Source organism: Amycolatopsis sp. NPDC004169, assembly GCF_040610315.1.
Classification (GTDB): Bacteria; Actinomycetota; Actinomycetes; order Mycobacteriales; family Pseudonocardiaceae; genus Amycolatopsis.
On record NZ_JBEXMD010000008.1, the window covers coordinates 17,249 to 39,394 of the forward strand.

General features: G+C 72.3%; 22 protein-coding genes. 15 read left to right on the forward strand and 7 right to left on the reverse strand.

The annotated features are described in order from the left end of the window. Positions 1-31 precede the first annotated feature (31 nt). On the forward strand, positions 32-391 hold the full coding sequence (locus ABZX11_RS12905) for a PLDc N-terminal domain-containing protein (RefSeq protein ID WP_354912764.1): 360 nt from the start codon (positions 32-34) through the stop codon (positions 389-391). On the opposite strand, the gene ABZX11_RS12910 is transcribed toward ABZX11_RS12905, so the two are convergent. Further along, positions 388-852, reverse strand: coding sequence for a MarR family winged helix-turn-helix transcriptional regulator (locus tag ABZX11_RS12910; RefSeq protein ID WP_176174690.1), 465 nt, complete (start codon positions 850-852; stop codon positions 388-390). The genes ABZX11_RS12905 and ABZX11_RS12910 overlap by 4 nt on opposite strands. A 99-nt stretch (positions 853-951) precedes the next feature. Here ABZX11_RS12910 and ABZX11_RS12915 point away from each other — a divergent pair, with 99 nt between their 5' ends. Next, positions 952-1,374 (forward strand): nitroreductase family deazaflavin-dependent oxidoreductase, encoded by a 423-nt coding sequence (locus ABZX11_RS12915; protein WP_176174691.1) that lies wholly within the window; start codon positions 952-954, stop codon positions 1,372-1,374. Here ABZX11_RS12915 and ABZX11_RS12920 read toward each other — a convergent pair. Further along, positions 1,371-2,537 carry an acyltransferase gene (locus tag ABZX11_RS12920; RefSeq protein WP_254897114.1) on the reverse strand — a complete coding sequence of 389 codons (1,167 nt, stop codon included), beginning with the start codon at positions 2,535-2,537 and terminating at the stop codon, positions 1,371-1,373. The two genes, ABZX11_RS12915 and ABZX11_RS12920, sit on opposite strands and share 4 nt — an antisense overlap. Before the next feature lie 79 nt (positions 2,538-2,616). Beyond that, complete coding sequence (locus tag ABZX11_RS12925) at positions 2,617-3,909, reverse strand: FAD-binding oxidoreductase (protein ID WP_354912767.1); 1,293 nt, start codon at positions 3,907-3,909, stop codon at positions 2,617-2,619. A gap of 89 nt (positions 3,910-3,998) precedes the next feature. Here ABZX11_RS12925 and ABZX11_RS12930 point away from each other — a divergent pair, with 89 nt between their 5' ends. The 3 genes from ABZX11_RS12930 to ligD are packed head-to-tail and all read left to right on the forward strand — an operon-like array spanning position 3,999 to position 6,716. Beyond that, entirely contained in the window at positions 3,999-4,883 is an 885-nt protein-coding gene (locus ABZX11_RS12930) for a LysR family transcriptional regulator (protein WP_176174694.1), read from the forward strand. A gap of 32 nt (positions 4,884-4,915) precedes the next feature. Next, a complete protein-coding gene (locus ABZX11_RS12935; protein ID WP_176174695.1) occupies positions 4,916-5,719 on the forward strand; it encodes an oxygenase MpaB family protein in 804 nt (267 codons plus the stop codon). 31 nt (positions 5,720-5,750) lie between these two features. After that, on the forward strand, positions 5,751-6,716 hold the full coding sequence (gene ligD, locus ABZX11_RS12940; protein WP_176174696.1) for a non-homologous end-joining DNA ligase: 966 nt from the start codon (positions 5,751-5,753) through the stop codon (positions 6,714-6,716). 55 nt (positions 6,717-6,771) lie between these two features. Here ligD and ABZX11_RS12945 read toward each other — a convergent pair whose 3' ends face one another. Continuing rightward, positions 6,772-7,521 (reverse strand): CDP-alcohol phosphatidyltransferase family protein, encoded by a 750-nt coding sequence (locus ABZX11_RS12945; protein WP_176174697.1) that lies wholly within the window; start codon positions 7,519-7,521, stop codon positions 6,772-6,774. Between the two features lie 67 nt (positions 7,522-7,588). Here ABZX11_RS12945 and ABZX11_RS12950 point away from each other — a divergent pair, with 67 nt between their 5' ends. The 6 genes from ABZX11_RS12950 to ribA are packed head-to-tail and all read left to right on the forward strand — an operon-like array spanning position 7,589 to position 12,535. Continuing rightward, entirely contained in the window at positions 7,589-8,551 is a 963-nt protein-coding gene (locus ABZX11_RS12950; protein WP_354912770.1) for a zinc-binding alcohol dehydrogenase, read from the forward strand. Positions 8,552-8,582: 31 nt separating this feature from the next. Further along, positions 8,583-8,981: a 6-carboxytetrahydropterin synthase gene (locus ABZX11_RS12955; protein ID WP_176174699.1), complete on the forward strand. Its 399-nt coding sequence runs from the start codon at positions 8,583-8,585 to the stop codon at positions 8,979-8,981. After that, positions 8,978-10,045, forward strand: a complete 1,068-nt coding sequence (locus ABZX11_RS12960; protein WP_176174700.1) for a glycosyltransferase family 4 protein — start codon at positions 8,978-8,980, stop codon at positions 10,043-10,045. The genes ABZX11_RS12955 and ABZX11_RS12960 overlap by 4 nt, the downstream gene beginning before the upstream one ends. Then, positions 10,042-10,869, forward strand: a complete 828-nt coding sequence (locus tag ABZX11_RS12965; RefSeq protein WP_176174701.1) for a class I SAM-dependent methyltransferase — start codon at positions 10,042-10,044, stop codon at positions 10,867-10,869. Before ABZX11_RS12960 ends, ABZX11_RS12965 begins: the two co-directional genes overlap by 4 nt. Further along, positions 10,866-11,885, forward strand: a complete 1,020-nt coding sequence (locus tag ABZX11_RS12970; RefSeq protein WP_176174702.1) for a lysylphosphatidylglycerol synthase transmembrane domain-containing protein — start codon at positions 10,866-10,868, stop codon at positions 11,883-11,885. Before ABZX11_RS12965 ends, ABZX11_RS12970 begins: the two co-directional genes overlap by 4 nt. Further along, complete coding sequence (gene ribA / locus ABZX11_RS12975) at positions 11,882-12,535, forward strand: GTP cyclohydrolase II (protein ID WP_354912773.1); 654 nt, start codon at positions 11,882-11,884, stop codon at positions 12,533-12,535. Before ABZX11_RS12970 ends, ribA begins: the two co-directional genes overlap by 4 nt. On the opposite strand, the gene ABZX11_RS12980 is transcribed toward ribA, so the two are convergent. Beyond that, positions 12,524-13,222, reverse strand: coding sequence for a creatininase family protein (locus ABZX11_RS12980; protein WP_354912775.1), 699 nt, complete (start codon positions 13,220-13,222; stop codon positions 12,524-12,526). The genes ribA and ABZX11_RS12980 overlap by 12 nt on opposite strands. A gap of 29 nt (positions 13,223-13,251) precedes the next feature. Here ABZX11_RS12980 and ABZX11_RS12985 point away from each other — a divergent pair, with 29 nt between their 5' ends. The 4 genes from ABZX11_RS12985 to ABZX11_RS13000 all read left to right on the forward strand — a co-directional run bounded on the left by ABZX11_RS12985 (position 13,252) and on the right by ABZX11_RS13000 (position 17,436). Further along, positions 13,252-14,052, forward strand: coding sequence for an inositol monophosphatase family protein (locus ABZX11_RS12985; protein WP_176174705.1), 801 nt, complete (start codon positions 13,252-13,254; stop codon positions 14,050-14,052). 137 nt (positions 14,053-14,189) lie between these two features. Next, positions 14,190-15,665: a serine/threonine-protein kinase gene (locus ABZX11_RS12990; RefSeq protein ID WP_176174706.1), complete on the forward strand. Its 1,476-nt coding sequence runs from the start codon at positions 14,190-14,192 to the stop codon at positions 15,663-15,665. 121 nt (positions 15,666-15,786) lie between these two features. Continuing rightward, complete coding sequence (locus ABZX11_RS12995; protein ID WP_176178129.1) at positions 15,787-16,845, forward strand: glycosyltransferase family 4 protein; 1,059 nt, start codon at positions 15,787-15,789, stop codon at positions 16,843-16,845. A gap of 3 nt (positions 16,846-16,848) precedes the next feature. Then, entirely contained in the window at positions 16,849-17,436 is a 588-nt protein-coding gene (locus ABZX11_RS13000; protein ID WP_354912778.1) for a DUF4231 domain-containing protein, read from the forward strand. Positions 17,437-17,478: 42 nt separating this feature from the next. On the opposite strand, the gene ABZX11_RS13005 is transcribed toward ABZX11_RS13000, so the two are convergent. Beyond that, positions 17,479-20,709, reverse strand: a complete 3,231-nt coding sequence (locus tag ABZX11_RS13005; protein ID WP_354912780.1) for a GH92 family glycosyl hydrolase — start codon at positions 20,707-20,709, stop codon at positions 17,479-17,481. 90 nt (positions 20,710-20,799) lie between these two features. Beyond that, complete coding sequence (locus tag ABZX11_RS13010) at positions 20,800-22,122, reverse strand: PLP-dependent aminotransferase family protein (protein WP_354912782.1); 1,323 nt, start codon at positions 22,120-22,122, stop codon at positions 20,800-20,802. Positions 22,123-22,146: the final 24 nt, after the last annotated feature.

Consider the following 22,146-nt stretch of genomic DNA (forward strand, 5'->3'; position numbering starts at 1 on the left):
CCGCGTTCATTTCTCGGGGGAAGGCGGGGAATTGCTGTACTTCAACGGCCTGCTCGGCGTCGTCACGTTCGGCTTGTGGATCTTCTGCCTGGTCGACGTGATCACCACCGACGAGGGGTCCTGCCGCAACCTGCCGAAGGGGCTGTGGCTGCTGCTCGTGCTGGTGGTGCCGCTGGTCGGCTCGCTCATCTGGCTGGTCGCGGGGCGTCCGCAGCAGGCGGCGCGGGTGCGCGGGCCGTACGAGCGGAACGCGCCGGCGTTCCCGGAATACGACCGGCCGGGCCGGTTCGCGGCGACGAACCCGGAAGACGACGAGGAATTCCTCCGCCAGTGCCGGGAACGCGCGGAAGCCCAGCGCCGGCTGGCCCGCGAAAAGCGCGGCGACGCCTAGCAGGCCGGTCCGTCGCAGGTGCCGCGTTCGTAGGCTTCCAGCGTGGCGATCACCAGCTGACGTTCGGCGGGGGTCAACGGCGTCAGCGCGTCACTCCAGGCTTTCGCGCCGCGCGCGAGCCAGGCGTCGACGGCCGGCCGCTTGTCCTCGGTGATGCTGACGATCGTGCGGCGGCGGTCGGCCGGGTCCTCGTCGCGGTTCAGCACGCCCTGGCGGCTGAGGTCGCCGACCATCAGGCTGGCCGTGGTCGGCGCGACCTGGAGGCGGGTGGCGAGTTCGGTGACCGTCATCGGGCCGTCGAAGAGCAGGTAGGAAAGCAGCGAGAGGTGCCGGGGCGCGAGCGCGCAGCCGTTCAGCTCGGCCGGCACCGGCGTGCGCTTCGCCCGGCCGACCAGGCGTGGCATCAGCAGCAGGAGCTGCCGCACGCCGTCTTCGACACTCGGTCCGGCCTCCGTTGACACCACTCACCTCCCGTCGGTAGCTTTGTTTGCAAAGCAAACACTTGTCTCGAGCGTACCTCGCGCCCGTTCGAGCCTACCGGCCAGAAACAAGGGGATCCCATGACCACGCCAGCCGACATGAACGAGTTCAACAAGCAGGTCGTCGAGGAGTTCCGCGCCAACGAGGGCAAGGTCGGCAACTACTTCGAGGGCAAGAACGTGCTCTTGCTCACCACGATCGGCGCGAAGACGGGAGCCGAGCGCCTGTCCCCGCTGGTGTACACGAAGGACGGCGACCGCTACGTCATCGCGGCCTCGATGGGCGGCGCGCCGAAGAACCCGGCCTGGTACCACAACCTGGTGGCCAACCCGAAGGTGACGGTCGAGGTCGGAACGGAGAAGTTCGAGGCCACGGCAACGGTGATCGCCGACCGCGCCGAGCGCGACCGCCTGTACGCGGGCATGGTGGCGCACGCGGAGGGCTTCGCGGAGTACGAGACGAAGACCGACCGGGTCATCCCGATCGTGGTCCTGGAGCGCTAGGAGCCGATCGGCGCCGGCGTGGGCTCGGCGCGGGTCTCGGCAGGACGTTCCGCTTCCCGCCGCTGCTCGCGCCGGGCTTCCTTGGCCGCGATGATCCTCTTGCCCACGTCGATCAGCGGCTTCTCCACCCAGCGGTGGATCAGGTCCGCGATCGCCAGGCCGACGATGAACACGGTCACCGCCGAGACCGTCCGGTGCGGTGCGAGCCCCGGCACTGCCTGGACCACCGCGAAGTGCACCGGCCCCTGCAGCAGGTACAGCGAGTACGACCGCTCCCCGACGAAGCGCATCGGGGCCGTGCTCAGCAGCCAGCGCAGCGGGCCCGGGCTGACCAGCACGATCAGCAGCAGCATCGTCAGCCCCGCGTACGCCACCAGCAGCCACAGGTTGTTGCGGGTCTCGTGCCAGAGGTCGTCGAAGTTCGTGTGGAGCAGGGCGAACGCCGCCACGATCGGGATCGCCGCCAGCGGGTGGGTCAGGGGCTTCAGCAGGGTGTAGCCGCGGCGGTAGTGCAGCAGGATCGCCAGCAGGCAGCCGCCCGCCAGGATGAAGTAGTGGATCGTCGACCGGTAGATCGCCGTCTGGGATTCGTTCAGGACGAAGCCGCCGGTGGTCAGCGGGACCAGGGCCAGCAGGGCCACCATCGACGCGCCGACCAGCAGGAACTTGCGCTTGGCCGCGCCGATCCCGATCGCCACCAGCAGGAACGGCCAGACCAGGTAGAACTTCTCCTCGATCCCCAGCGTCCACGAGCCGCTGAAGAAGTTGTCCGTTCCGGTGGTGGCCGCCGGCAGGAACTCGTTGAGGAACGTCAGGTAGTACTTCAGCGCCTGCGGGAAGTCCCGCGAGTAGAACTCGCCGCGCAGGATCACGAACGCGACGATCCCGCCCAGGATCACCAGGTACGGCGGCAGGATCCGGAACACGCGCCGGATGTAGAAGTTCGACAGCGAGATCCGGCCGGTCCGGTCCTGCTCGCGCAGCAGCAGCGTGGTGATCAGGAACCCGGACAGCACGAAGAACAGGTAGACGCCGACCCAGCCCGACAGCCACGTCCAGTTCGGCCCGCCGAAGTGGAAGAAGATGACCATCGTCGCGGCCAGCGCGCGCAGGCCGTCGAGCCCGGGGAACCGCCGCATGCCGAGGTAGTCTTCGTGACTCATCGTGCGCAAGACGGTTCCCCTAACGGTGTGATCAGGCCGGCCGAGTATATGGCGCCCGGTTCCGGCCCGATTCCCCGCCTCACCCGGCCCGGAAGACGTTCCCGGCGTCGTACCGGCGCTTCAGCTCCCGGAGCCGCCGCAGGTCGGCGGCCGGGAAGACGCTCTCCGCGACCTCCTCCGGCGCGTGCTCGCCGTAGACGAAGGGCAGCAGCCGCCCGGTTGTCCACGGCGCCAGTGCGTCGAACAGCTTCGCGTGCGCGCGCCGCACCGCCGCGACCCCGCCGACGCCGACCACCGACAGCGCCCGGACGACGAACTCCGCCGAGCGGTCCCAGCCCACACCCGGTGTCTCCGGCGTCCGGGCGAGCGCGCCACCCAGCCGGTCGACGATCAGCACCGGCGGCGCGGCCGCGCCCGGGCCCGCGTGCTCGACGACCGCGTCGAGCATGGCGTCGTTCAGCTGGGAAACCGTGGCGTTGGTGCCGTGGTAGCCGTGCGGCTGCCGCGGCTCGGCCGCGATCGACCCCGACTCGGTGAACGGCAGCCGCCGCAGCGTGTCCGCCAGCGCCGGGGCGACGGCCCGCAGCGGCGCCACGACGTCGTCACCGTCCTCGCCGAGGTAGGCGATCCGGACCTGGGCGACGTGCTTCCCGCGCAGCGGCTCCGGCACCATCGGCAGGTCGGGGTACGGGATCAGGGCCACCGACGTCGTCAGCGTGTCCGGCGCGGCCGCCGACCACGTCCGCCAGGCCCGCAGCACGGCGGGCACGTCGGCGCTGTCGAAGGTGAGGCTGCCGCCGTAGAGCTCGCGCACCGGCAGGAGGCCGAACTCGATCGCCGTCACGACGCCGAAGCCGTCGCGGCCGCCGCGCAGGGCCCAGAACAGGTCCGAGCCCGGCTCGACGCGCCGGAGCTCGCCGTCGGCGGTCACGACGTCGAGCGCGCGGACATGGTCGGCGGCGCGCCCGTACCGGCGGGCCATCAGGCCGAAGCCGCCGCTGAGCGTGTAGCCGACGACGCCGACGTCCGGGGACGAGCCGCTGAGCGGCGCCAGCCCGTGCTTCCCGGCGGCTTCGAGCACCGCTTCCCAGCGGGCACCCGCCTCGACGCGGGCGGTGCGGGCCGCGGCGTCGATCTCGACACCCGTCAGCCGCCGGGTGCTGATCAGGAGGCCGTCGGTGCCCGCGGTCAGGCCGTGCCCGGTGGCCTGGACGGTGACGCCCAGCCCGTGCTCGGCCGCGTAGCGCACCGCGGCGGCGACGTCCTCGGCGCTTTCGGCCGCGGCGACGGCCGCGGGCGAGGTGGGCACCGCCGTCTGGAAGCCGGCGACTTCTTCGGCGTACCCGTCCTGACCTGGGCGGAGGATGTTCATCTCGGCTCCTTTCGTTCCTGCTTCCAGCTTCGGGGGAACGCGATCAGAAGTCCAAGATCTGGTTTTTCTACTGACTAGAATCAGTGCTTATGGAACTGCACCAGCTCGCGTACTTCGTCGCCGTCGCGGAGGAAGGTGGCTTCACGCGCGCGGCCGAGCGGCTGCACGTCGCCCAGCCCGGGGTGAGCGCGCAGGTCAAACGCCTGGAACGGGAGCTGGGGCAGGAGCTGCTGGACCGCTCCGGCCGGACCGTCCGGCTCACCGACGTCGGCGCCGCGGCCCTCCCGCACGCCCGGGCCGCACTCGCGGCGGTGCAGGGGGTGCGCGAAGCCGTCGAAGAGCTCGCCGGGCTGGTCCGCGGGCAGGTGGCGATCGGCGCGGTGACGTCGGCGGGGCCGGTCGGGCTGCCCGACCTGCTGGCCGGCTTCCACGAGCGGTACCCGGCGGTCGAGATCACGCTCTCGGAGGCCAACTCCGACACCATGCTGGCGGGGTTGCGCGAGGGCCGGCTCGACCTCGCCGTCGTCGGCCTCGCGGCGGACCCGCCGCCCGGGATCGCGACCCAGGTGCTGCTCGACGAGCCGTTCCTGGCCGTCACCGCGCCGTCCGGTCCGCTGGCCGGCCGCGAGGAGGCGGAGATCCCCGAGCTCGACGGCCTGCCGCTGATGGCGTTGCCCAAGGGAACGGGCCTGCGGACGGCGCTCGACGCCGCCTTCGCGCGGGCCGGGCTGACGCCGCGGATCGCGTTCGAGGCGGCCGACCCGAACGTGCTGGTGCAGCTGGCCATGCGCGGGCTCGGGGTGGCGATCGTGCCGGAGTCGCTGGCCCGCTACCACCAGTCCGAGCTGTCCGTCGTCGAGCTGCTCGGGCCGGGGCTGCGCGGCGTGCTGGCGCTCGCGTGGCGGACGGAGGGGCCGCTGAGCCCGGCCGCGCGGGCGTTGATCGCGTTCGCCCGGGCGGCTTACCGCTCTTGACAGGTCGTCAACAGGGGCGCTCTCATCGGGTGATGACCGAGACCGCCCTCCGCGACGCCGTCGTCGGCGCCGGGCTGCTGGCCGGCAGCGCGAACGTGATCATGCAGCTGTCCCGCGCGCCGGTCGGGCACGGCGTCCTGGAGAGCCGGGTCGACAGCGGCAACCTCTTCCGCCACCCGGTGAAGCGGACGCGGACCACGCTGACCTACCTGGCGGTCGCGACGATGGGCACCGACGCCGAACGCGCGGCCTACCGGAAGGCCGTCGACCGGGCCCACGCGCAGGTGCGCTCGACCCCGGCGAGCCCGGTCGCCTACGACGCCTTCGACACCGACCTCCAGCTGTGGGTCGCGGCCTGCCTGTACAAGGGCTTCGAAGACGTCTACCTCGCGTTCGTCGGCGGCGAGCCGGAGCGGTTCTACGCCGAGGCCGCCGCCCTCGGGACCACCCTGCAGGTGCGTCCGGAGATGTGGCCCGGCGACCGGGCGGCCTTCGAGGCGTACTGGGCCGGCGGGCTGGCCGAGGTCGGCATCGACGACACCGTCCGCCGCTACCTCACCCGGATCGTCGACCTGGAGTTCCTGCCGCCGGTCTTCGCCCGGCCGGGACGGCGGTTCCACCGGTTCGTGACCACCGGGTTCCTCCCGCCGCGCTTCCGCGACGAGATGCGGCTGCCCTGGACCGCGGCCGACCAGCGCCGCTTCGACGCGCTGCTTGCCGCGGTAGGCCGGGTCGTCCGCGTCCTGCCCGGGCCGCTGCGGCGGTTCCCGTTCAACCTCTGCCTCCTGGATCTGCGGTGGCGGCTGCGGACCGGACGACCGCTCGTTGGGAGTTGACCGCCTCCCGCGGGGGCGCGAGGGTTGGCGCATGAGCGGCGATGAAGAAAGGCACGGCGTCAAGCTGAGCAGTCTCGACCAGGAGGTGTTCCCCGACGCGGGTGTCACCAAGCGGGAGATGCTCGACTACCTCGAAGCGGTGGCGGACCGGATGCTGCCGGAGCTGCACGACCGGCTGCTGAGCGTGGTGCGGGTGCTGCGCGGCCAGGGTCCGTTCATGCAGAAGAACCTGCCGAAGTACACGCCGGACTGGGTGGAGCGGCGGGCGCTGTGGGCCGACCGCTCCCGGCGCGAAGTCACCTACGCACTCTGCAACGACCTCCGCACGCTGCTGTGGTTCGGCAACCAGCGCGCGATCGAGTACCACACGACGTTGTTCCGCGGCGAGCCCGCGAACGGGCCGACACACCTGATCCTCGACCTCGACCCGCCCCCGGACGCGGACTTCTCGCTGGCCGTCGGCGCCGCGAAGCTGGTGCGGGAGGCGTTGCGCAAGGACGGCCTCGACGGCGCGGTGAAGACGAGCGGTTCCAAGGGCGTCCACGTCTTCGTGCCGCTCGCGCCGGGGCAGTCCACGGAGGACATCGCGGCGGCGACCCGCGCGGTCGCGGCCCGTGCCGAGCGGATCGACCCGGCGCTGGGCACCACGGAGTTCGTGCTCGAACGCCGGGAGGGCAAGGTGTTCCTGGATTCGACGCGGGCCGGCGGCGGCACGGTCGTCTCGGTCTACAGCCCGCGTCACCGCCCGGGCGCGCCGGTGTCGTACCCGGTCCGCTGGGCCGACCTCGACGGCGTCAAGCCGGGCGACTTCACCGTGCACACGGTCCCGGGCCTGCTGGGTGAGGTCGACCCGTGGACCGAGGAGATGCCGGAGCCGTTCGTGCTGCCCGCGGACCTGGTGGAGGAGGGGCACACGATCCCGATCGCTCGGGTCGCGGCGATGCACGAGGGCAAGCGCCGGGCCCGCGCGGCCCGCGAATCCGGCGAATCCGCGTAACGCAACGGTCGGTTGGCGTACCCGGACGGTCGGTTGGCGTACCCGGAGGGTCGTCTCAGGCGGCCTGGTTGTGGCCGTAGCCGAGCGGGCGGGGCAGGGACGCGCGGGTGAACGTGATGATCCGGGCCGGCGCGACGCGGTGCCGGGCCAGCCAGACGACGTCCCGCCCGAACGACCACGTCAGCGAGGCCAGGGCGAGCGCGACCGCGGCGAACGTCAGGGACAGCGGCAGCAGGCCCGACACCGCGACGACGAGGACCACGCCCTGCACGGCGGCCACCGTCTTGCGGGCCATGCTCGGGTACAGCGGTGCGGTCAGCCACGGCATCGTCCACGACGCGGCGACGAACACGTAGCGCATCAGGCCGATCGCCAGCACCCACAGCCCGAGCGTGCGGGACACCTGGATGCACAGCAGCAGGATCAGGAACGCGTCGACCTCCATGTCGAAGCGCGCGCCGAACTCCGACGCCGTCCCCGTGCGCCGCGCCACCTGGCCGTCGAGGCCGTCCAGCAGCAGCGCCACGCCCACCAGGCTGACCAGCCAGCCGAGGGAGAACCCGCCCTCGGCGATCAGTTCCGCGGCACAGCCGACGAGGATCGCGCGGGCGAAGGTGATCCAGTCCGCCGGCCCGAACGCGGGACGGCCGCTGCGGCGCAGGCCCCACTCGGTGAGCAGCACCAGCGCGAGGCCGTACACGACGCCGGTCGCCCATGCGAGCAGGGAGAACCCGCCCGCGAAGACCCCCGCGGCGAGCACCGGCGCCGGGATCACCGCACGCAGGAGTAGGTCGTGTTTGATCATCGTCGACTCCGCGAATTGCTCATAGGGTGGCGACACCAGCCTCCGGTCGCCCGCTGAGGAGAAACACGTGGAACAGGCTTTCTGGGTTCAAAGTCCCGGCTCGGGACAGCTGCGCGAGGAGCGGCTGCCCACACCGGGGCCGGACGACGTGCTCGTCCGGACGCTCTGTTCCGGGGTGAGCCGCGGCACCGAAACCCTGGTCTTCCGCGGCGGTGTCCCGGCGAGCCAGCACGACGTCATGCGCGCGCCCTTCCAGGAGGGCGAGTTCCCCGGCCCGGTCAAGTACGGGTACCTCAACGTCGGTGTCGTCGAACAAGGCCCGGCGCACCTGCAGGGCAAGACCGTCTTCTGCCTCTACCCGCACCAGACCGCCTACGTCGTCCCGGCGAGCGCGGTGACGCCGGTGCCGGAGGCCGTCCCGCCCGGACGCGCGATCCTCGCCGGCACGGTCGAGACCGCGGTGAACGCCGTCTGGGACGCGCGGCCCCGGCTCGGCGACCGGATCGCCGTCATCGGCGCCGGGATGGTCGGCGCCAGCGTCGCCAAGCTCCTCACCGGCTTCCCGGCGACCCGGGTCCAGCTGGTCGACGTCGACCCGGCCAAGGCGGACATCGCCGCCGCGCTCGGCGTCGGCTTCTCGGCTCCCGAGGAGGCCCTCGGCGACTGCGACCTCGTCGTGCACGCCAGCGCGTCCGAAGCCGGCCTCGCCAAAGCACTGGAACTGCTCGCGCCGGAAGGCGAAGTCGTCGAGCTGTCCTGGTACGGCGACCGCCGGATCAGCGTCCCGCTCGGCGAAAACTTCCATTCACGGCGGCTGACGATCCGCAGCAGCCAGGTCGGGACGGTCGCGCGGCCGGACCGCAGCTACGCCCAGCGCCTCGGCGTGGCACTCGATCTGCTGGCCGATCCGGCCTTCGAAGCGCTGGTCAGCGGCGAGTGCATGTTTGAAGAGCTGCCGTCCGTGTTACCCCGGCTGGCCACGAATGAACTTTCCGCCTTGTGCCTCCGTGTCATGTATCAGCCGCAGTGACCACGTCCACCCGAACGCATCGGAGGTCTTGGTGTTCAGCATCACCGTCCGTGACCACGTGATGGTCGCCCACAGTTTCCGCGGGGAAGTCTTCGGTCCCGCGCAACGCCTGCACGGGGCGACCTTCCTGGTGGATGCGACGTTCCGGCGGGCCGAGCTCGACGAGGACAACATCGTCGTCGACATCGGCAAGGCCACGGAGGAGCTCAAGGCGGTGCTGAGCGACCTGAACTACCGCAACCTCGACGACGAGCCCGAGTTCAAGGGGATCAACACCTCGACCGAGTTCCTCGCGAAGGTCATCGCCGACCGCCTGGCCGACGCCGTCCACGCCGGACGCCTCGGCGAAGGCGCGCGCGGCCTCGAAGCGATCGCCGTCTCCCTGCACGAATCGCACGTCGCGTGGGCGAGTTACGAGCGTGCACTGTGAACAGCCTCTACGTGGTCCTCCCCGGGGACGTCGACGACTCGTCCGTCCCCAGTGGCGGCAACACCTACGACCGGCGGATGTGCGACCGGCTCGGCGAGGCCGGCTTCGACGTGCACGAGATCGCCGTCTCCGGCAGCTGGCCGCGGCCGGACACCGAGACCCGCGCGGTCCTCGGCCACCTGCTGTCCGCGCTGCCGACCGGCTCGGCCGTGCTGCTCGACGGCCTGGTCGCCTGCGGTGTCCCCGAGGTCGTCGTCCCGCAGGCGCGCCGGCTGTCGGTGTCGGTGCTGGTGCACCTGCCGCTGGCCGACGAGACCGGCCTGCCGCCCGCGCTCGCCGCCGAGCTCGACGCGCTGGAGCGCGAGACGCTGCGGGCCGTCGGCTCGGTCGTCGCGACCAGCGAGTGGGCCGCGCGCCGGCTGATCGACCACCACGGCCTGGCCCCGCACCGCGTGCACTCGGTGACGCCGGGCGTCGACCCGGCACCGCTCGCCGTCGGCACCGACGGCGTCTCCCGCCTGGTCTGCGTGGCCAACGTGACCCCGCGCAAGGGGCAGGGCGTGCTCGCCCAGGCACTGGAGACCGTCGCCGACCTGCGCTGGACCTGCGAATGCGTCGGCGGGATCCGGCGCGAGACCAAGTACGTCGAGCGGCTGCGCGAGCACCGGCTCGGCGCCCGCTTCACGCTCACCGGCCCGCGCACCGGCCGGGCGCTCGAGGCGACCTACCACACCGCCGACCTGCTCGTGCTGCCTTCGCGCGCCGAGACCTTCGGCATGGTGGTCACCGAGGCGCTGGCCCGCGGTGTGCCGGTGCTGACCACCGACGTCGACGCGCTGCCGGACACGGTCGGCGTCGCCCCGGACGGCTCGGTGCCCGGCATGCTCGTCCCCGGCGACGACGTCCCGGCGCTCGGCGCCGCCCTGCGCCGCTGGCTCACCGAGCCGGCGCTGCGCACGCAGCTGCGCGCGTCCGCCAAACTGCGCCGCGAGACCCTGACCGGCTGGGACGACACCGCCCGCCGGATCGCCGACATCCTCCTCCGGCAGGAGGCGGCGGCATGAGTGGCTTCCAGCCCGACTGGCTCTACCTGCGCGAACCCGCCGACGCGGCGGCCCGCGCCACCGAACTCGTCGAACCGCTCCGCGACTTCCTGCCGGAGGACTTCGTCGTCCGCGACCTCGGTTGCGGCACCGGCTCGCTCGGCCGCTGGCTGGCCGCCCGCCTTCCCGGCACCCAGCACTGGATCCTGCACGACCACGACACCGAGCTGCTCAGCCACGCGCAGGCCAGCCTGCCGGGCACCGCGCTCGACGGCAGCCCGGTCGACGTCGTCGCCGAGCAGCGCGACGTCACCGCGCTGCGGGCCGCCGACCTCGCCGGGACGTCGCTGGTCACCGCCTCCGCTCTGCTCGACCTGCTGACCAGGGACGAGATCACCGCGCTGGCCACCGCCGTCGTCGAAGCGGGCTGCGCGGCGCTGTTGATGCTGTCGGTCACCGGCAAGGTGGAGCTCTCGCCCGCCGACCCGATCGACCCGGCCATCGCCGCCGCGTTCAACGCACACCAGCGGCGGGTCACCGAAGACGGCCGCCGGCTGCTCGGCCCGAACGCCGTCGACGTCGCCGCGACCGCGTTCGGCAGGCTCGGGGCCCAGGTCCGGCGCGCCGACAGCGCTTGGCGGCTCGGCCCGGACCAGGCGGAACTGCAGCGGCAGTGGCTCGAAGGCTGGGTCGGTGCCGCCGTCGAACAGCTGCCCCACCTGCGCCCGGTCGCCGACGTGTACCTCCAGCGGCGGCTGGAAATGGCGGCGGCGGGCGAGCTGCACGCGGTGATCCACCACGGCGACCTGCTTGTCCTGCCGCCGAGCCTGGAGGTGGCGGCGTGAAGCGCGCACTGGCCTGGCTGCGGATCCTCGGCGCGTTCGCCATCCTCGGCGTCCTCGTCTGGCAGCTCGGCAGCGCCGCCTTCCTCGACGGGCTCGCCCGGATCAGCGCGCCCGGCGTGCTGGCCGCCCTCCTCATCGGGTTCGCGACGACGCTGTTCAGCGCCGGCCGCTGGCAGGTCGTCGCCACCCGGCTCGGCCTGCGGCTTTCGCTGCGCACCGCCGTCGGCGACTACTACCGCGCGCTGTTCCTCAACGGCGTGCTGCCCGCCGGCGTCCTCGGCGACGTCCACCGCGCGGTCCAGCACGGCCGCGACAGCGGAGACGTGCCCCGTGGCGTGCGGGCCGTCGTGCTCGAACGCACCGCGGGCCAGATCGTGCTGATCGCTTCGGCGGTCACCGTGGTGCTCGCGTCGCCGTCGGTCGTGCCCGGCGCGTTCCGGGAGGTCGTCGTGGGGGCCGGGGTGGTCGTGGTGCTCGCCGCCATCGCCGGTCTCGTCGTCGGCCGCCTGCTCGGCGGGCAGTGGATCCACAGCTCGTCGAAGTTCCGCCGCGGCTTCGCCGTGACCCTCGCCGACGTGCGCCTCGGCCTGCTGACCAGGGAGACGTGGCCGAGCGTTGGCTTCCTGTCCGTCGCGACCCTGGCCGGGCACCTGGCGCTGTTCGTCGTCGCCGCCCGCGTCGCCGGGGTCGGCGCGCCGGTGTGGCAGCTCGTGCCCCTGATGGTCCTCGCGCTGCTCGCGATGGGCCTCCCACTGAACGTCGGCGGCTTCGGCCCGCGCGAGGGCGTCTGCGCCCTGCTCTTCGGCGCGGCCGGTCTGGGGGCCGCCCAAGGTGTCACCGTCGCTGTCGTCTACGGCGTGCTCACGCTGGTCGCGAGCCTGCCGGGCGCCGGTGTCCTGCTCGTCCGGAGCGTCGCCGGGTTCCGCGTGACCCGCGCTCCGCACACCGGTGCCGTGCCCGCTCCGCGCGTTGCGGCCGGCACCGGGATGGAATCGGAAGTGGGGTTGAAGTCATGACCGCAAGTGAGGTCGTCGGGGATCTGCCGCGCCGGGCCGTGGTCGAGCGGGTGGTCGAAACCCGGTTGCCGACCCGGTACGGGACGTTCCGCGCGGTGGGTTACCTCGACCGCACCGGCACCGAACAGGTCGCGCTGGTGTACGGCGACGTCGCCCCGCTCGGTGCGCTGGTTAGGGTGCACAGCGAGTGCCTGACCGGCGACGTCTTCGGCTCGACGCACTGCGAGTGCGGCGACCAGCTGGCGGCGGCGCTGGACCGGATCGTCGAGGAAGGCGCGGGCGTGCTGGTCTACGTCCAGGGCCACGAGGGCCGCGGGATCGGCCTGCTCGCGAAGCTCGAGGCGATGCGCCTGCAGCAGGACGAGGGCCTCGACACGGTCGACGCGAACGTGGTGCAGGGCCTGCCGGTCGACGCCCGCGACTACCACGCGGCGGCGGGCATCCTGGCCGACCTCGGCATCCGCTCGGTGCGGCTGCTGTCGAACAACCCGGCGAAGGTCGAACAGCTCACCCGCTACGGAATCCGGATCAGCGAGCAGGTTCCGCTGCTGGTTCCGCCGAACCCGGAGAACCTGCGGTACCTGCGCACGAAGGCCGAGCGGATGGCCCACCTGCTGCCGCACCTGGACCAGGCGTTCTCAGGCGCCTAACACTGCGAGGACGCCGGCGAAGCGCTGGACCAGCGTGTCCAGCAGGACGTGCCCCTTCGCCGCACTCGCCAGGGAAGGACGGCCGACCACTCCCGACTCCGTGTACGCCCGCAGGCCCCGCGTCAGCAGGTGTTCCCGGTCGGTGACGTGGTCGGCCGTTTCGTAGCCGGGGCGGACCAGGTGCGGGTGGGCGTGCAGCAGGATCGACGTCTCCAGCTCGCCCGCGTGCATGTCGTCGTCCAGCGACGTCCGCAGGCCGGCCGCGGTGTGCGCCGCCTGCCAGTCGGCGACGCCGGGGAACAGCGCCATCGCGCCGGCCGCCTCCTGGACCACATTGGACAGTACGTAGTTGCCGCCGTGCCCGTTGACCAGCACCAGCCGCGCCACCCCCGACGCACGCAGCGACGCGGCGACGTCGGTGACCACCGCGTGCAGCGTGGGTGCCGAGATGCTCACCGTGCCCGCCCACCCGGCGTGCTCGTGCGAGCACGAGATCGTGATCGGCGGCAGGTGGAGGACGGGGTGGGCGGCGGCCACCGCGCCGGCGATGGTGGCCGCGATCACCGTGTCGGTGGCCAAGGGGAGGTGCGCGCCGTGCTGTTCGAAGCTGCCCACCGGCAGCACCGCGACCGACGCCCGCCGCTGCTGCTCGTCGGCGGTGGTGGCGAGCGGGAACAGATCGGTCATGACCGCGGCCCTTCACTTAGGTTGGTGACATGACCGAGCATGCCGCACTACTGGACATCGCGCGCGAAGCCGTCGCGAAGGCAACCGGCATCGTCCGGTCGCGCCCGAGCTTTTCGGTGTCCGCGAAGGGCGATCGCGACCTGGTGACCGACGTCGACACCGCGGTCGAGGACGCGCTGCGGGAGTTCCTCGCCGCCGAGACGCCCGAGATCGGGATCCTCGGCGAGGAGCGCGGCCGCAGCGGGGACGCCGGCGGCCGCTGGTGGGCGCTCGACCCGATCGACGGGACGGCGAACTTCGCCCGCGGCATTCCACTCTGCGGGATCTCCCTGGCCCTCGTGGACGGCGAACACAGCACGGTCGCCGCGATCACGCTGCCGTACCTCGGCGTCACCTACACCGCCGCGCGCGGCGAAGGCACCTTCGCGAACGGAACGCGCGTGGGCGCTTCCACCGCGACGGAAATGTCCGACGCCATGATCGCCGTCGGGGACTTCGCGATCGGCGAGCTCGCCGAGGAGAAGAACCGCGCCCGGCTGACCCTGCTGACGGACCTCGGCGCGCGGGCGCAGAAGATCCGGATGCTCGGCACCGCGGCGATCGACCTCGCCTGGGTCGCGGACGGAAAGCTCGACGCCGCACTGATCCTGTCCAACAATCCTTGGGACACCATGGCCGGCGTGCTCCTCGTGCGCGAGGCCGGCGGCGTCGTCGTCGACCGCGACGGCAGCGAGCACACGGTCGGTTCCGCGGCGACGATCGCCGTCGGCGCGGGGCTGCGCAAGGAGATCGTGGACGCACTTGATCGCGCGTACGGGGTTGTTCGTTAGGATTCCGGGGTACACGTAAGCGGCGCCACAGCGCTGGTTTGCGCTGTCCGCGCAAGGTTTTCGGCTACGTTGGTACCGGTCGGCCGCCCGGGCTGGCATGCTGACCGGATCTCGTCGGCCACTTCGGAGAATGGTGGATGCTCGTGGAAAGTCGCCGGATCCGCGATCGGTACCGGCTGCTCGAGCCGATCGGCGGCGGCGCGATGGGCACGGTGTGGCGGGCCCAGGACGAGAAGCTCGACCGCACCGTGGCGATCAAGGAACTCCTGCTGCCGCACGACCACGACGAGCAACGCACGCAGGAGGCGAAGAACCGCGCGATGCGCGAGGCGCGGATCGCCGCCCGGCTGCAGCATTCCCACGCGATCACCGTGTTCGCCGTCCTCGAAGAAGAGGACCGGCCGTGGCTGGTGATGGAGTACCTGCCGTCGAAGAGCCTGGCCCTCGTGCTCGGCGAGCAGCCGGCCACGGTGGACGACGCCATCCGCGTCGGCGTGCAGATCAGCTCGGCGCTGGCGGGTGCGCACCGCGCCGGGGTCGTGCACCGCGACGTGAAGCCGGCCAACATCCTGGTCTCCGAGGACGGCACGGCGAAGATCACCGACTTCGGCATCTCGCGCGCGATCGGTGACGTCAAGCTGACGGCCACCGGCGAGATCGCCGGCACGCCCGCGTACCTCGCGCCCGAAGTGGCCCGCGGCGAGGACGCGGACTTCGCCGCCGACGTCTTCTCCCTCGGCGCCACGCTGTACGCCGCCGTCGAGGGGCAGTCGCCCTACGGCGTCGCCGACAACCCGATCGCCTTGCTCTACAAGGCCTCCAGCGGCGAGATCGTGCCGCCGGAGAAGGCGGGCCGGCTGACCCCGCTGCTGCTGCGGATGCTCGCCTCCGAGCCGGCCGAGCGGCCGTCGATGGACGAGGTCGAGCAGGAGCTGCGGGCGCTGCTGCCGGACCCGGAGCCGGGCGAGTCGGTCCTCGCGGCGACGGTCCCCGAGGCCGAACCCGCGGTCGTGCCGACCGTGCCGGCCGCGGTCGCCGTGCCCGCGGGCGAGGTCACCGCGGTGTCGCCGGGCGCGCGTAAGGGCCTGATCGCCGTCGGGGCCGGCGCGGCGCTGCTGTGCGTGGCCGTCGTCGTGGCCATCCTGCTGGTCGTGCGGCAGAAGCCGCCGTCGGACAACGCCGCCCCGCCGCCGCCGTCGGAGACGCCGTCCACCTCGGCGTCCGCAGCGCCGCCGGCCACACCGTCTTCGTCGTCGTCCCCCTCGCCGACGCCGCCGACTTCGGCGCCCTCGACGTCACCGACGGTTTCGACGGTGGCCTCGTCGAAGACCCCCGTCGACGCCCTCACCGCTTACTACGGGTTGCTGCCCGGCAACCCGGCGGCGGCCTGGGACCTGCTCACCGCCAAGTTCAAGGCGTCCCGCAGCCAGACGTACGAGACGTACAAGAGCTTCTGGAGCAAGTACAAGCAGGTGAACGTGATCAATGCGCGGGAGGCCGGGCCCAACCGCGTGGCCGCGACGATCACCTACGACGGCGGGAACGCCGAGAACGACATCTTCACCCTCGTCCAAGAGGGCGGCGTCTGGAAAATCGACTCGCAGAGCAAGTGAACCTTCCCGGCCTGGGGTGCGTGTGACGTATGAGCCGTCACCGCCGTCGACCCACGCTGGAGGTAGCCGTGCCCGTTCCCACCGCTCTGCCCCGGCGCGCGCGATGAGGCCCGCCGACCCGATGGTGTTCATCCTGCCGGCCGCGCCGCCGGGTACCGACACCTACGACAAACGGATGTGCCAGAACCTGCCTGCCGTCGGCCAGCCGGTGCTGGAACTGCCGGTCGCAGGTGACTGGCCGGAGCCCGACGCGACGGCGAGACGGAGACTGGCGCGGTCCCTCGCCGCGCTGCCGGACCGGACGGTCGTGCTGCTCGACGGCACGATCGCTTCCGGCGTTCCGGAGATCGTCGTCCCGCACGCCCGGCGGCTGCGCCTGGCCGTGCTGGTGCACCAGCCCCTCGCCGACGAGCCGGGGCTCGCCCCGGCGCACGCGGCGGAGCTGGACGCGTGCGAGCGCGAGACGCTGCGGATGGCCGGGATGGTCGTCGCGACCAGCCCGTGGCTGGCCCGGCTGCTGATCGACCGCCACGACCTGGACCCGGGCCGCGTCTACGTCGCCAAGCCGGGCACCGACGCGGCCCCGCTCGCGGCGGGCGCGGACGGTGTGTCCCGGCTGCTCTGCGTCGGGGACGTGACCCGCCGCAACGGCCACGACCTGCTGATCCAGGCCCTCGGCGAGGTCGACCACCTGGCGCTGTCGTGCGTGTTCGTCGGTTCCCTCGAGGCGGACCGGGCGTACGTCGACGAGCTCGGCTGGACGATCGAGCGACTCGGCCTCGGCAACCGCATCACCCTGGCCGGCGACGCGGTCGACCTGGGAGCGGCCTACAACGCGGCGGACCTGCTGGTCATCCCCGCCCGCGCGGCGACGTCCGGGATGTTCGTGGCCCAGGCACTGGCCAGGGGCATCCCGGTGCTGGCGACGGAGGTCGGTGGGGTCCACGACGCTCTCGGCGTGGACGCGGACGGAGAGATGCCGGGCGTGCTGGTCGAGCCGGACGACCCGTACGCGCTGGCGGACGCGTTGCACCGCTGGTACGCGGACCCGGAGCTGCGCCGCTCGCTGCGCACGGCGGCCCTCGGCCGCGGAAGTGCGCTGGAGGAGTGGGACGTGGCGGCCCGCCGGTTGACGCACGTGTTGTCGCGGCTGGCGTCCGAACCGAGGATCGTCGCCTGACGCTTGCTGCACGGACGGCGGGTTCGAGAACCTGGCCGGATGTGGGCCAGACACCGCACCTCGTCGCCGACCGAACTCACCTCCGAACGGGGCTTCCTGGAACTGGTCGGGCGGCAGCCCGACCTTCCACTGCGCGAAGTCTTTCTCGGCTTCCGAGATCTCGTGTCCGCGGACATCGACTGGATCGATTCGCGGAAGAAGCGGTTCAAGCGGCCGGCTTCGCGGGTGCGGATCGCCGCGCTGGTCCTCACCGCGTTGTCCACGGTGGTGCTCGGCATCCCCGAGATCCCGCTGCGCGCCTCCATCGCGTTGCCGCTGGTTGCGGCGGTCACGCTGCTGACCGGCCTGGAAACCTTCTTCACTTGGCGCTCGCGGTGGCTGCTCATGGAAGAAACGCAGTACCGGATGAACCGGCTGCGCGACGAAATGGACTACTACCTGGTCACCACGCCGGCAGCGGATCTCGGGCGAGATCGGCTGGACCGCTTCTACACCGAGCAGCAGGATCTCTGGGCCGATGTGAGCCGCCGCTGGATCGAGTTCCGCAAGCACGACCGCCCGCCGCAGCCGGGTGTTCGGCCCTCGTCCTGACCCGGCGGAACGGTTCGCCGGGGAAACCGGCGAACCGAACCGTCAGGCCAGGGTGAGCGCGTAGATCTCCACCCGCGGATCGTTCGGCAGGCTCACCGACTGCACGGTCTTCCCGCCGTCCAGTGCGCTCGAGATCCCGAACAACCGCACCGGCGGCCCGTCGATCCCGCTGCCTGCCTTGATCCGGTGCGGCATCTCCAGCACCACCGGGCTCCCGGACCCGGCCCAGTCACCGAACGTCACCGCGAGGTCCGCGCTCGTCCCGTCGGTGTAGTGCGCGGTCAGCGTCGTCGACACCGGACCGTTGTGGGACGCCCCGACCAGGCGAAGCGCCGTGTGCTGCCCCGCCGGGAGCAACAGCGACTGGCCACGAGCCTCCACGAAGTTGGCCGCCGTCCCCGAAGCGTCCGGGGCCGCGTACGTGACGCCGTCCCAGGTCACCGGGCCTGCCGGCGGCAGGAGTTCTGCGTCGTAGCTCCAGCCGCTGTCGTCGAAATTGCCTTCCGAAGGAGCGGCCACCGTTGCCGTTCCGTCGTGGTTGCGGTCGCGGGTCAGGTCGACCGCGCACTGCGGGCCGGCAGAAGCGCACGCCGACGGGGTCCGGACCTCGATCGTCGCCGAGCGGGTCACCGTGTTCGGGCCGGACACCTTCACCTGCACCGGGTACGTCCCCACAGCCGCCCCGGCCGGCACGCTCACCGTGATCGGCACGGACTGCTGCACCGGCAGCCGTCCCGACCAGACCAGCAGCAACGGCTGGACCCGTGACTTCCACGGCGAAGTCACCGAGACCGTCACCGGCTGCAGGCCCGGGTTCTGGGCCACCACGTCCAGGTCGAGGTGCACCTGCTGGGCCGCCCCGGCCGGGACCACCACGGACGCCTGCCGCAGCGACGCGTCGACGTGCCGCCGCTGGTCGCCAGGGGCGTTGTTCACCGACGGCGGTGCCGCGGAAACCGACGTCCCCCACGAAGACGGCCGCGAGCCCAGCTTGTGCGAGAGCTTCCCGCCGTGCGCCAGTGCCGACCAGTCGAGGGACGTCTGCCGGATGTCCCGGCCGTTGAGCGACACGCTCTGGATGTACCGGTTCGCGTCGCTCGCGCCCGGTGCCGACACCGTCAGCGTGCCGCCCTGCGCCGAGCCGTACTGTCCGATGCGGACGGTCGCCGACTCGAACTGCGGGCTCGACAGCGCGAGGAAGTTCGCGCCGCTCATCGTCGGGTACAGGCCCAGCGAGGAGAAGACGTACCAGGCCGACATGGTGCCGAGGTCGTCGTTGCCGGTCATGCCGTCGGGGCCGGTGGTGAACAGCGTCATCGCCGCGCGGACGACGGTCGCCGTCTTCGCCGGCGCGCCGACCCAGTTGTACGTGTAGGGCGCGAGCAGGTCGGGCTCGTTGTTCGGGTTGTAGGTTGCCTTGCCGTAGTAGTCGTACGGGCTGGCGATCCAGTCCTTCCGCGCCGTCCCGGCCGGGTCCGAAAGCAGGTTGCCGTAGGAGAAGAAGGAGTCCAGGCGCTTCTCGGTCGCCGTCCGGCCGCCCATCAGCGAGACGAGCCCGGCCGGGTCCTGCGGCACCAGCCACTGGTACTGGTAGGCGCCGCCTTCGTGGAACTGGTGGCCGGCGTCGACCGGGTTGTACGGCGTGACGAACGTGCCCTCGGTGGTGCGCGGGCGGAACTGCTGGATCGAGGAGTCCCACAGGTTGCGGTACCACTGGCCGCGGTCGGCGAACATCCGCGCGTCCGCCTGGTGGCCCAGGCCGCGGGCCATCAGCGCGAGGGACGCGTCCGCGGCGGCGTACTCCATGGTCGCCGACGCCGGGTGCTCGCAGTCGTTGTCGCCGCCCTTGGCCGCGCAGTCCTTGCCGAGTTCGAGGCCGCTCGGGATGTACCCGCGCTCGTTGTAGTAGTTGACGCCGGAGCGGCCGTTGTACGGCGAGTCGGCGGGTGGCGTGCTCGTCGCGTTCTTCTTGAGCAGCGCGTACGCCTCTTCTTCGTGCCCGGCGAGCAGGCCCTTCGACCACGCCTCGACGAGGAACGGCGTCACCGGGTCGCCGGTCATGATGTTCGTTTCGCTCTCGGCCAGCGCCCACCGCGGCAGCCACCCGCCGTCGCGGCCGATGGCGACGACCGACAGCGCGACGTCCCGGGCGACCTGCGGTTCCAGCATTTCCAGCAGCTGGTTCTGCGGCCGGTAGGTGTCCCACAGCGAGAAGTTCTGGTACGGCGTGTAGCCGCTCGCGGTGTGCACCTTGCCGTCGAAGCCGGTGTACGCGCCGTCGGTGTCGCCGGCCAGGTTCGGGTGCAGCTGCGCGTGGTAGAGGGCGGTGTAGAACGCCGTCTGCCGCTCGGTCGTGCCGCCCGCGATCTTGATCGCGCCCAGCCGGTCCACCCACTGCTGGTGCAGCGCCGCGCGGGTCGCGTCGAAGTCGTAGTCCGAGGTCTCCGCGGCCAGGTTCTTCCGGGCGCCGTCGAGACCGGTGTAGGACAGGCCGACCTTGAGCACGACGTCGTGGTCGGTGCTCGCGTCGAAGCTCGCCCAGGCGCCGTTGCTCCCGGTGCCCGCGGCGTCGCGGCCGCCAGGGGTGCGCGTCGAGCCGCGCCAGGTGCCGAACGAGCTGAACGGCCGGTCGAAGGTCGCGGTGAAGTAGACGGTGTGCTCGTCGTGGCCGGCGCAGAACCCGCCGGCCTTGACCCGCCCTTCGAGGGTCCGGTCGCCGACGACGTGGATCTCGGAGTCCTTGACCGACTGGTTGGCCTGGCCGGTGTTGAACAGGACGTTCGCTTGCCCGGTCGACGGGAACGTGTAGCGCTGCCAGCCGGTGCGCGCGGTGGCCGTCAGCTCGGCGTTGATCCCGTATTTCTGCAGGCCGACGCGGTAGTAGCCGGGTTCGGCGTGCTCGTCGTCGTGGCTGTAGGCGGACTTGTAGGCGTCTTTGTCAACGTTGTCGACAGCCCCGGTGGTCGGCATGATCGGCAGTTCGCCCATCACGCCGCAGCCGACGCCGGACAGGTGCGTCTGGCTGAAGCCGTAGATCGCGTTCTGCAGGTAGTCGTAACCACCCTGGCCGCCGGTGTCCGGGCTGACCTGCACCATCCCGAACGGCGCACTGGCGCCGGGGAAGGTGTTCCCGAAGTTCTGCGTGCCGACGAACGGGTTGACCAGGCCCACCGGGTCGACCGGCGCGGCGGCGTGTGCGGTGGCCTGGGTCGTGGCGGCGACCACGAGCACGGCGGCCGCCGCGGCGATCAGTTGTCTGCTTGGCGACCCCACGGGCGCGCACCTCCAGTTGACAACGTTGTCAGAAGCGGACTGTCCAGCAGCTTTTCACATCCGCGAACAGTTGGGAAGGCGGCAACCAGGTCAAACCGTTGTCATTGCGCGCCGGAGCAGCCCCGCGGCGGCCTCGACGCCGGTGTCGGCGAGGTTGCCGTAGCCGAGGACGAGCGCGGGCTCGCCCGCCGTCGTCCGGTAGGCGTCGAGGTCGGCCACCTTGACGCCTGCCGCCGTTGCCGCGCCGACGACGGCCGCGGCGTCCCGGGCGAGGTGCAGCACCAGGTGCAGCCCCGCAGCGACGCCGGAGAGGCGCGCCGGCCCGAGCGCGGCGACGAGCCGGTCCCGCCGGGCGCGGTAGCGCAGCCGGGCACTGCGCAGGTACCGGTCGTAGGCGCCGCTTTCGACGAAGCCGGCCAGCGCGAGCTGGTCGACCACGGGCGGCGGGTGCGCCCGGACCGTCCACTGTGGAGGAAGAACGGCCCAGCCCAGCCCGAGTGCCGGGCTGAGTGTCTTGCTGACCGATCCGAAGAGCGCGACCCGCCCGGGGTCGGTGCCCTGGACGGTGCCGACGGGCCGCCGGTCGTAGCGGAACTCGGCGTCGTAGTCGTCTTCGAGGATCAGCCCGTCGACGTCCCGCGCCCAGGCCAGCAGCTCGGCCCGCCGCCGCGGCGAGAGGACCGAGCCGGTGGGGAACTGGTGCGCGGGGGTGACGAGCACGGCCCGGACGCCGGCCGGGATCCGCCCGACGTCGATGCCTTCGCCGTCGACCGGCACCGGCTCGACGGTCATCCCGGCGTCCTCGGCCACCCGCCGCAGCCGCGGCCACCCGGGATCCTCGACGGCCAGCCGCGTGCTGCCGCGCTCGGCCAGCGCGCGGCAGACGGCGGTCACGCCGTCGGTGACGCCGCCACAGACCAGCACCGTGCCGGGCGCGGCGCCGCGGACGCGCCGGAGGTACTCGCCCATGACGCGTCGCAGCCGCGGGTGGCCGCCCGGCTCGGGCAGCCCGAAGTCCGCGTGCGGCGCGTTCGCCAGCACCTCGCGCACCGCTTCCGCCCACGGTCGCCGCGGGAAGTTGCGCAGGTCGGGCAGGCCGGGGGCGAGGTCGTACCGCGGCGGCGCCGCGCGCGCCGGCTCCTTCGCCGCCACCGCGTCACCCACCGGCCGGACCCGGGTGGCCGATCCGGTGCGCCCGGCCAGGTAGCCCTCGGCGACGAGCTGGGCGTAGGCCTGCGTGACGACCCACCGCGAGCACCCGAGGTCGGCGGCGAGCCGGCGGCTCGGCGGGACCGCGCCGGTCAGGACGCCGTCCCGGATCGCCTTGCGCAGGGCCCTGGCCAGCTGTTCGTGCTTCGGGCCGGGTCCGGCCGGCTCCAGCAGCACACCCCAATCGGTCTGTGATCCAGCCACGGTATTGGACTGTAGTACCGGACC

Bases quoted from the DNA above. Each gene is read 5' to 3' on its own strand.
- ABZX11_RS12915 (WP_176174691.1), top strand. From the start codon at position 952: ATGACCACGCCAGCCGACATGAACGAGTTCAACAAGCAGGTCGTCGAG.
- ABZX11_RS12920 (WP_254897114.1), bottom strand. From the start codon at position 2,537: ATGAGTCACGAAGACTACCTCGGCATGCGGCGGTTCCCCGGGCTCGAC.
- ABZX11_RS12925 (WP_354912767.1), bottom strand. From the start codon at position 3,909: ATGAACATCCTCCGCCCAGGTCAGGACGGGTACGCCGAAGAAGTCGCC.
- ABZX11_RS12930 (WP_176174694.1), top strand. From the start codon at position 3,999: ATGGAACTGCACCAGCTCGCGTACTTCGTCGCCGTCGCGGAGGAAGGT.
- ABZX11_RS12935 (WP_176174695.1), top strand. From the start codon at position 4,916: ATGACCGAGACCGCCCTCCGCGACGCCGTCGTCGGCGCCGGGCTGCTG.
- ligD (WP_176174696.1), top strand. From the start codon at position 5,751: ATGAGCGGCGATGAAGAAAGGCACGGCGTCAAGCTGAGCAGTCTCGAC.
- ABZX11_RS12945 (WP_176174697.1), bottom strand. From the start codon at position 7,521: ATGATCAAACACGACCTACTCCTGCGTGCGGTGATCCCGGCGCCGGTG.
- ABZX11_RS12965 (WP_176174701.1), top strand. From the start codon at position 10,042: ATGAGTGGCTTCCAGCCCGACTGGCTCTACCTGCGCGAACCCGCCGAC.
- ribA (WP_354912773.1), top strand. From the start codon at position 11,882: ATGACCGCAAGTGAGGTCGTCGGGGATCTGCCGCGCCGGGCCGTGGTC.
- ABZX11_RS12980 (WP_354912775.1), bottom strand. From the start codon at position 13,222: ATGACCGATCTGTTCCCGCTCGCCACCACCGCCGACGAGCAGCAGCGG.
- ABZX11_RS12985 (WP_176174705.1), top strand. From the start codon at position 13,252: ATGACCGAGCATGCCGCACTACTGGACATCGCGCGCGAAGCCGTCGCG.
- ABZX11_RS12990 (WP_176174706.1), top strand. From the start codon at position 14,190: ATGCTCGTGGAAAGTCGCCGGATCCGCGATCGGTACCGGCTGCTCGAG.
- ABZX11_RS12995 (WP_176178129.1), top strand. From the start codon at position 15,787: ATGGTGTTCATCCTGCCGGCCGCGCCGCCGGGTACCGACACCTACGAC.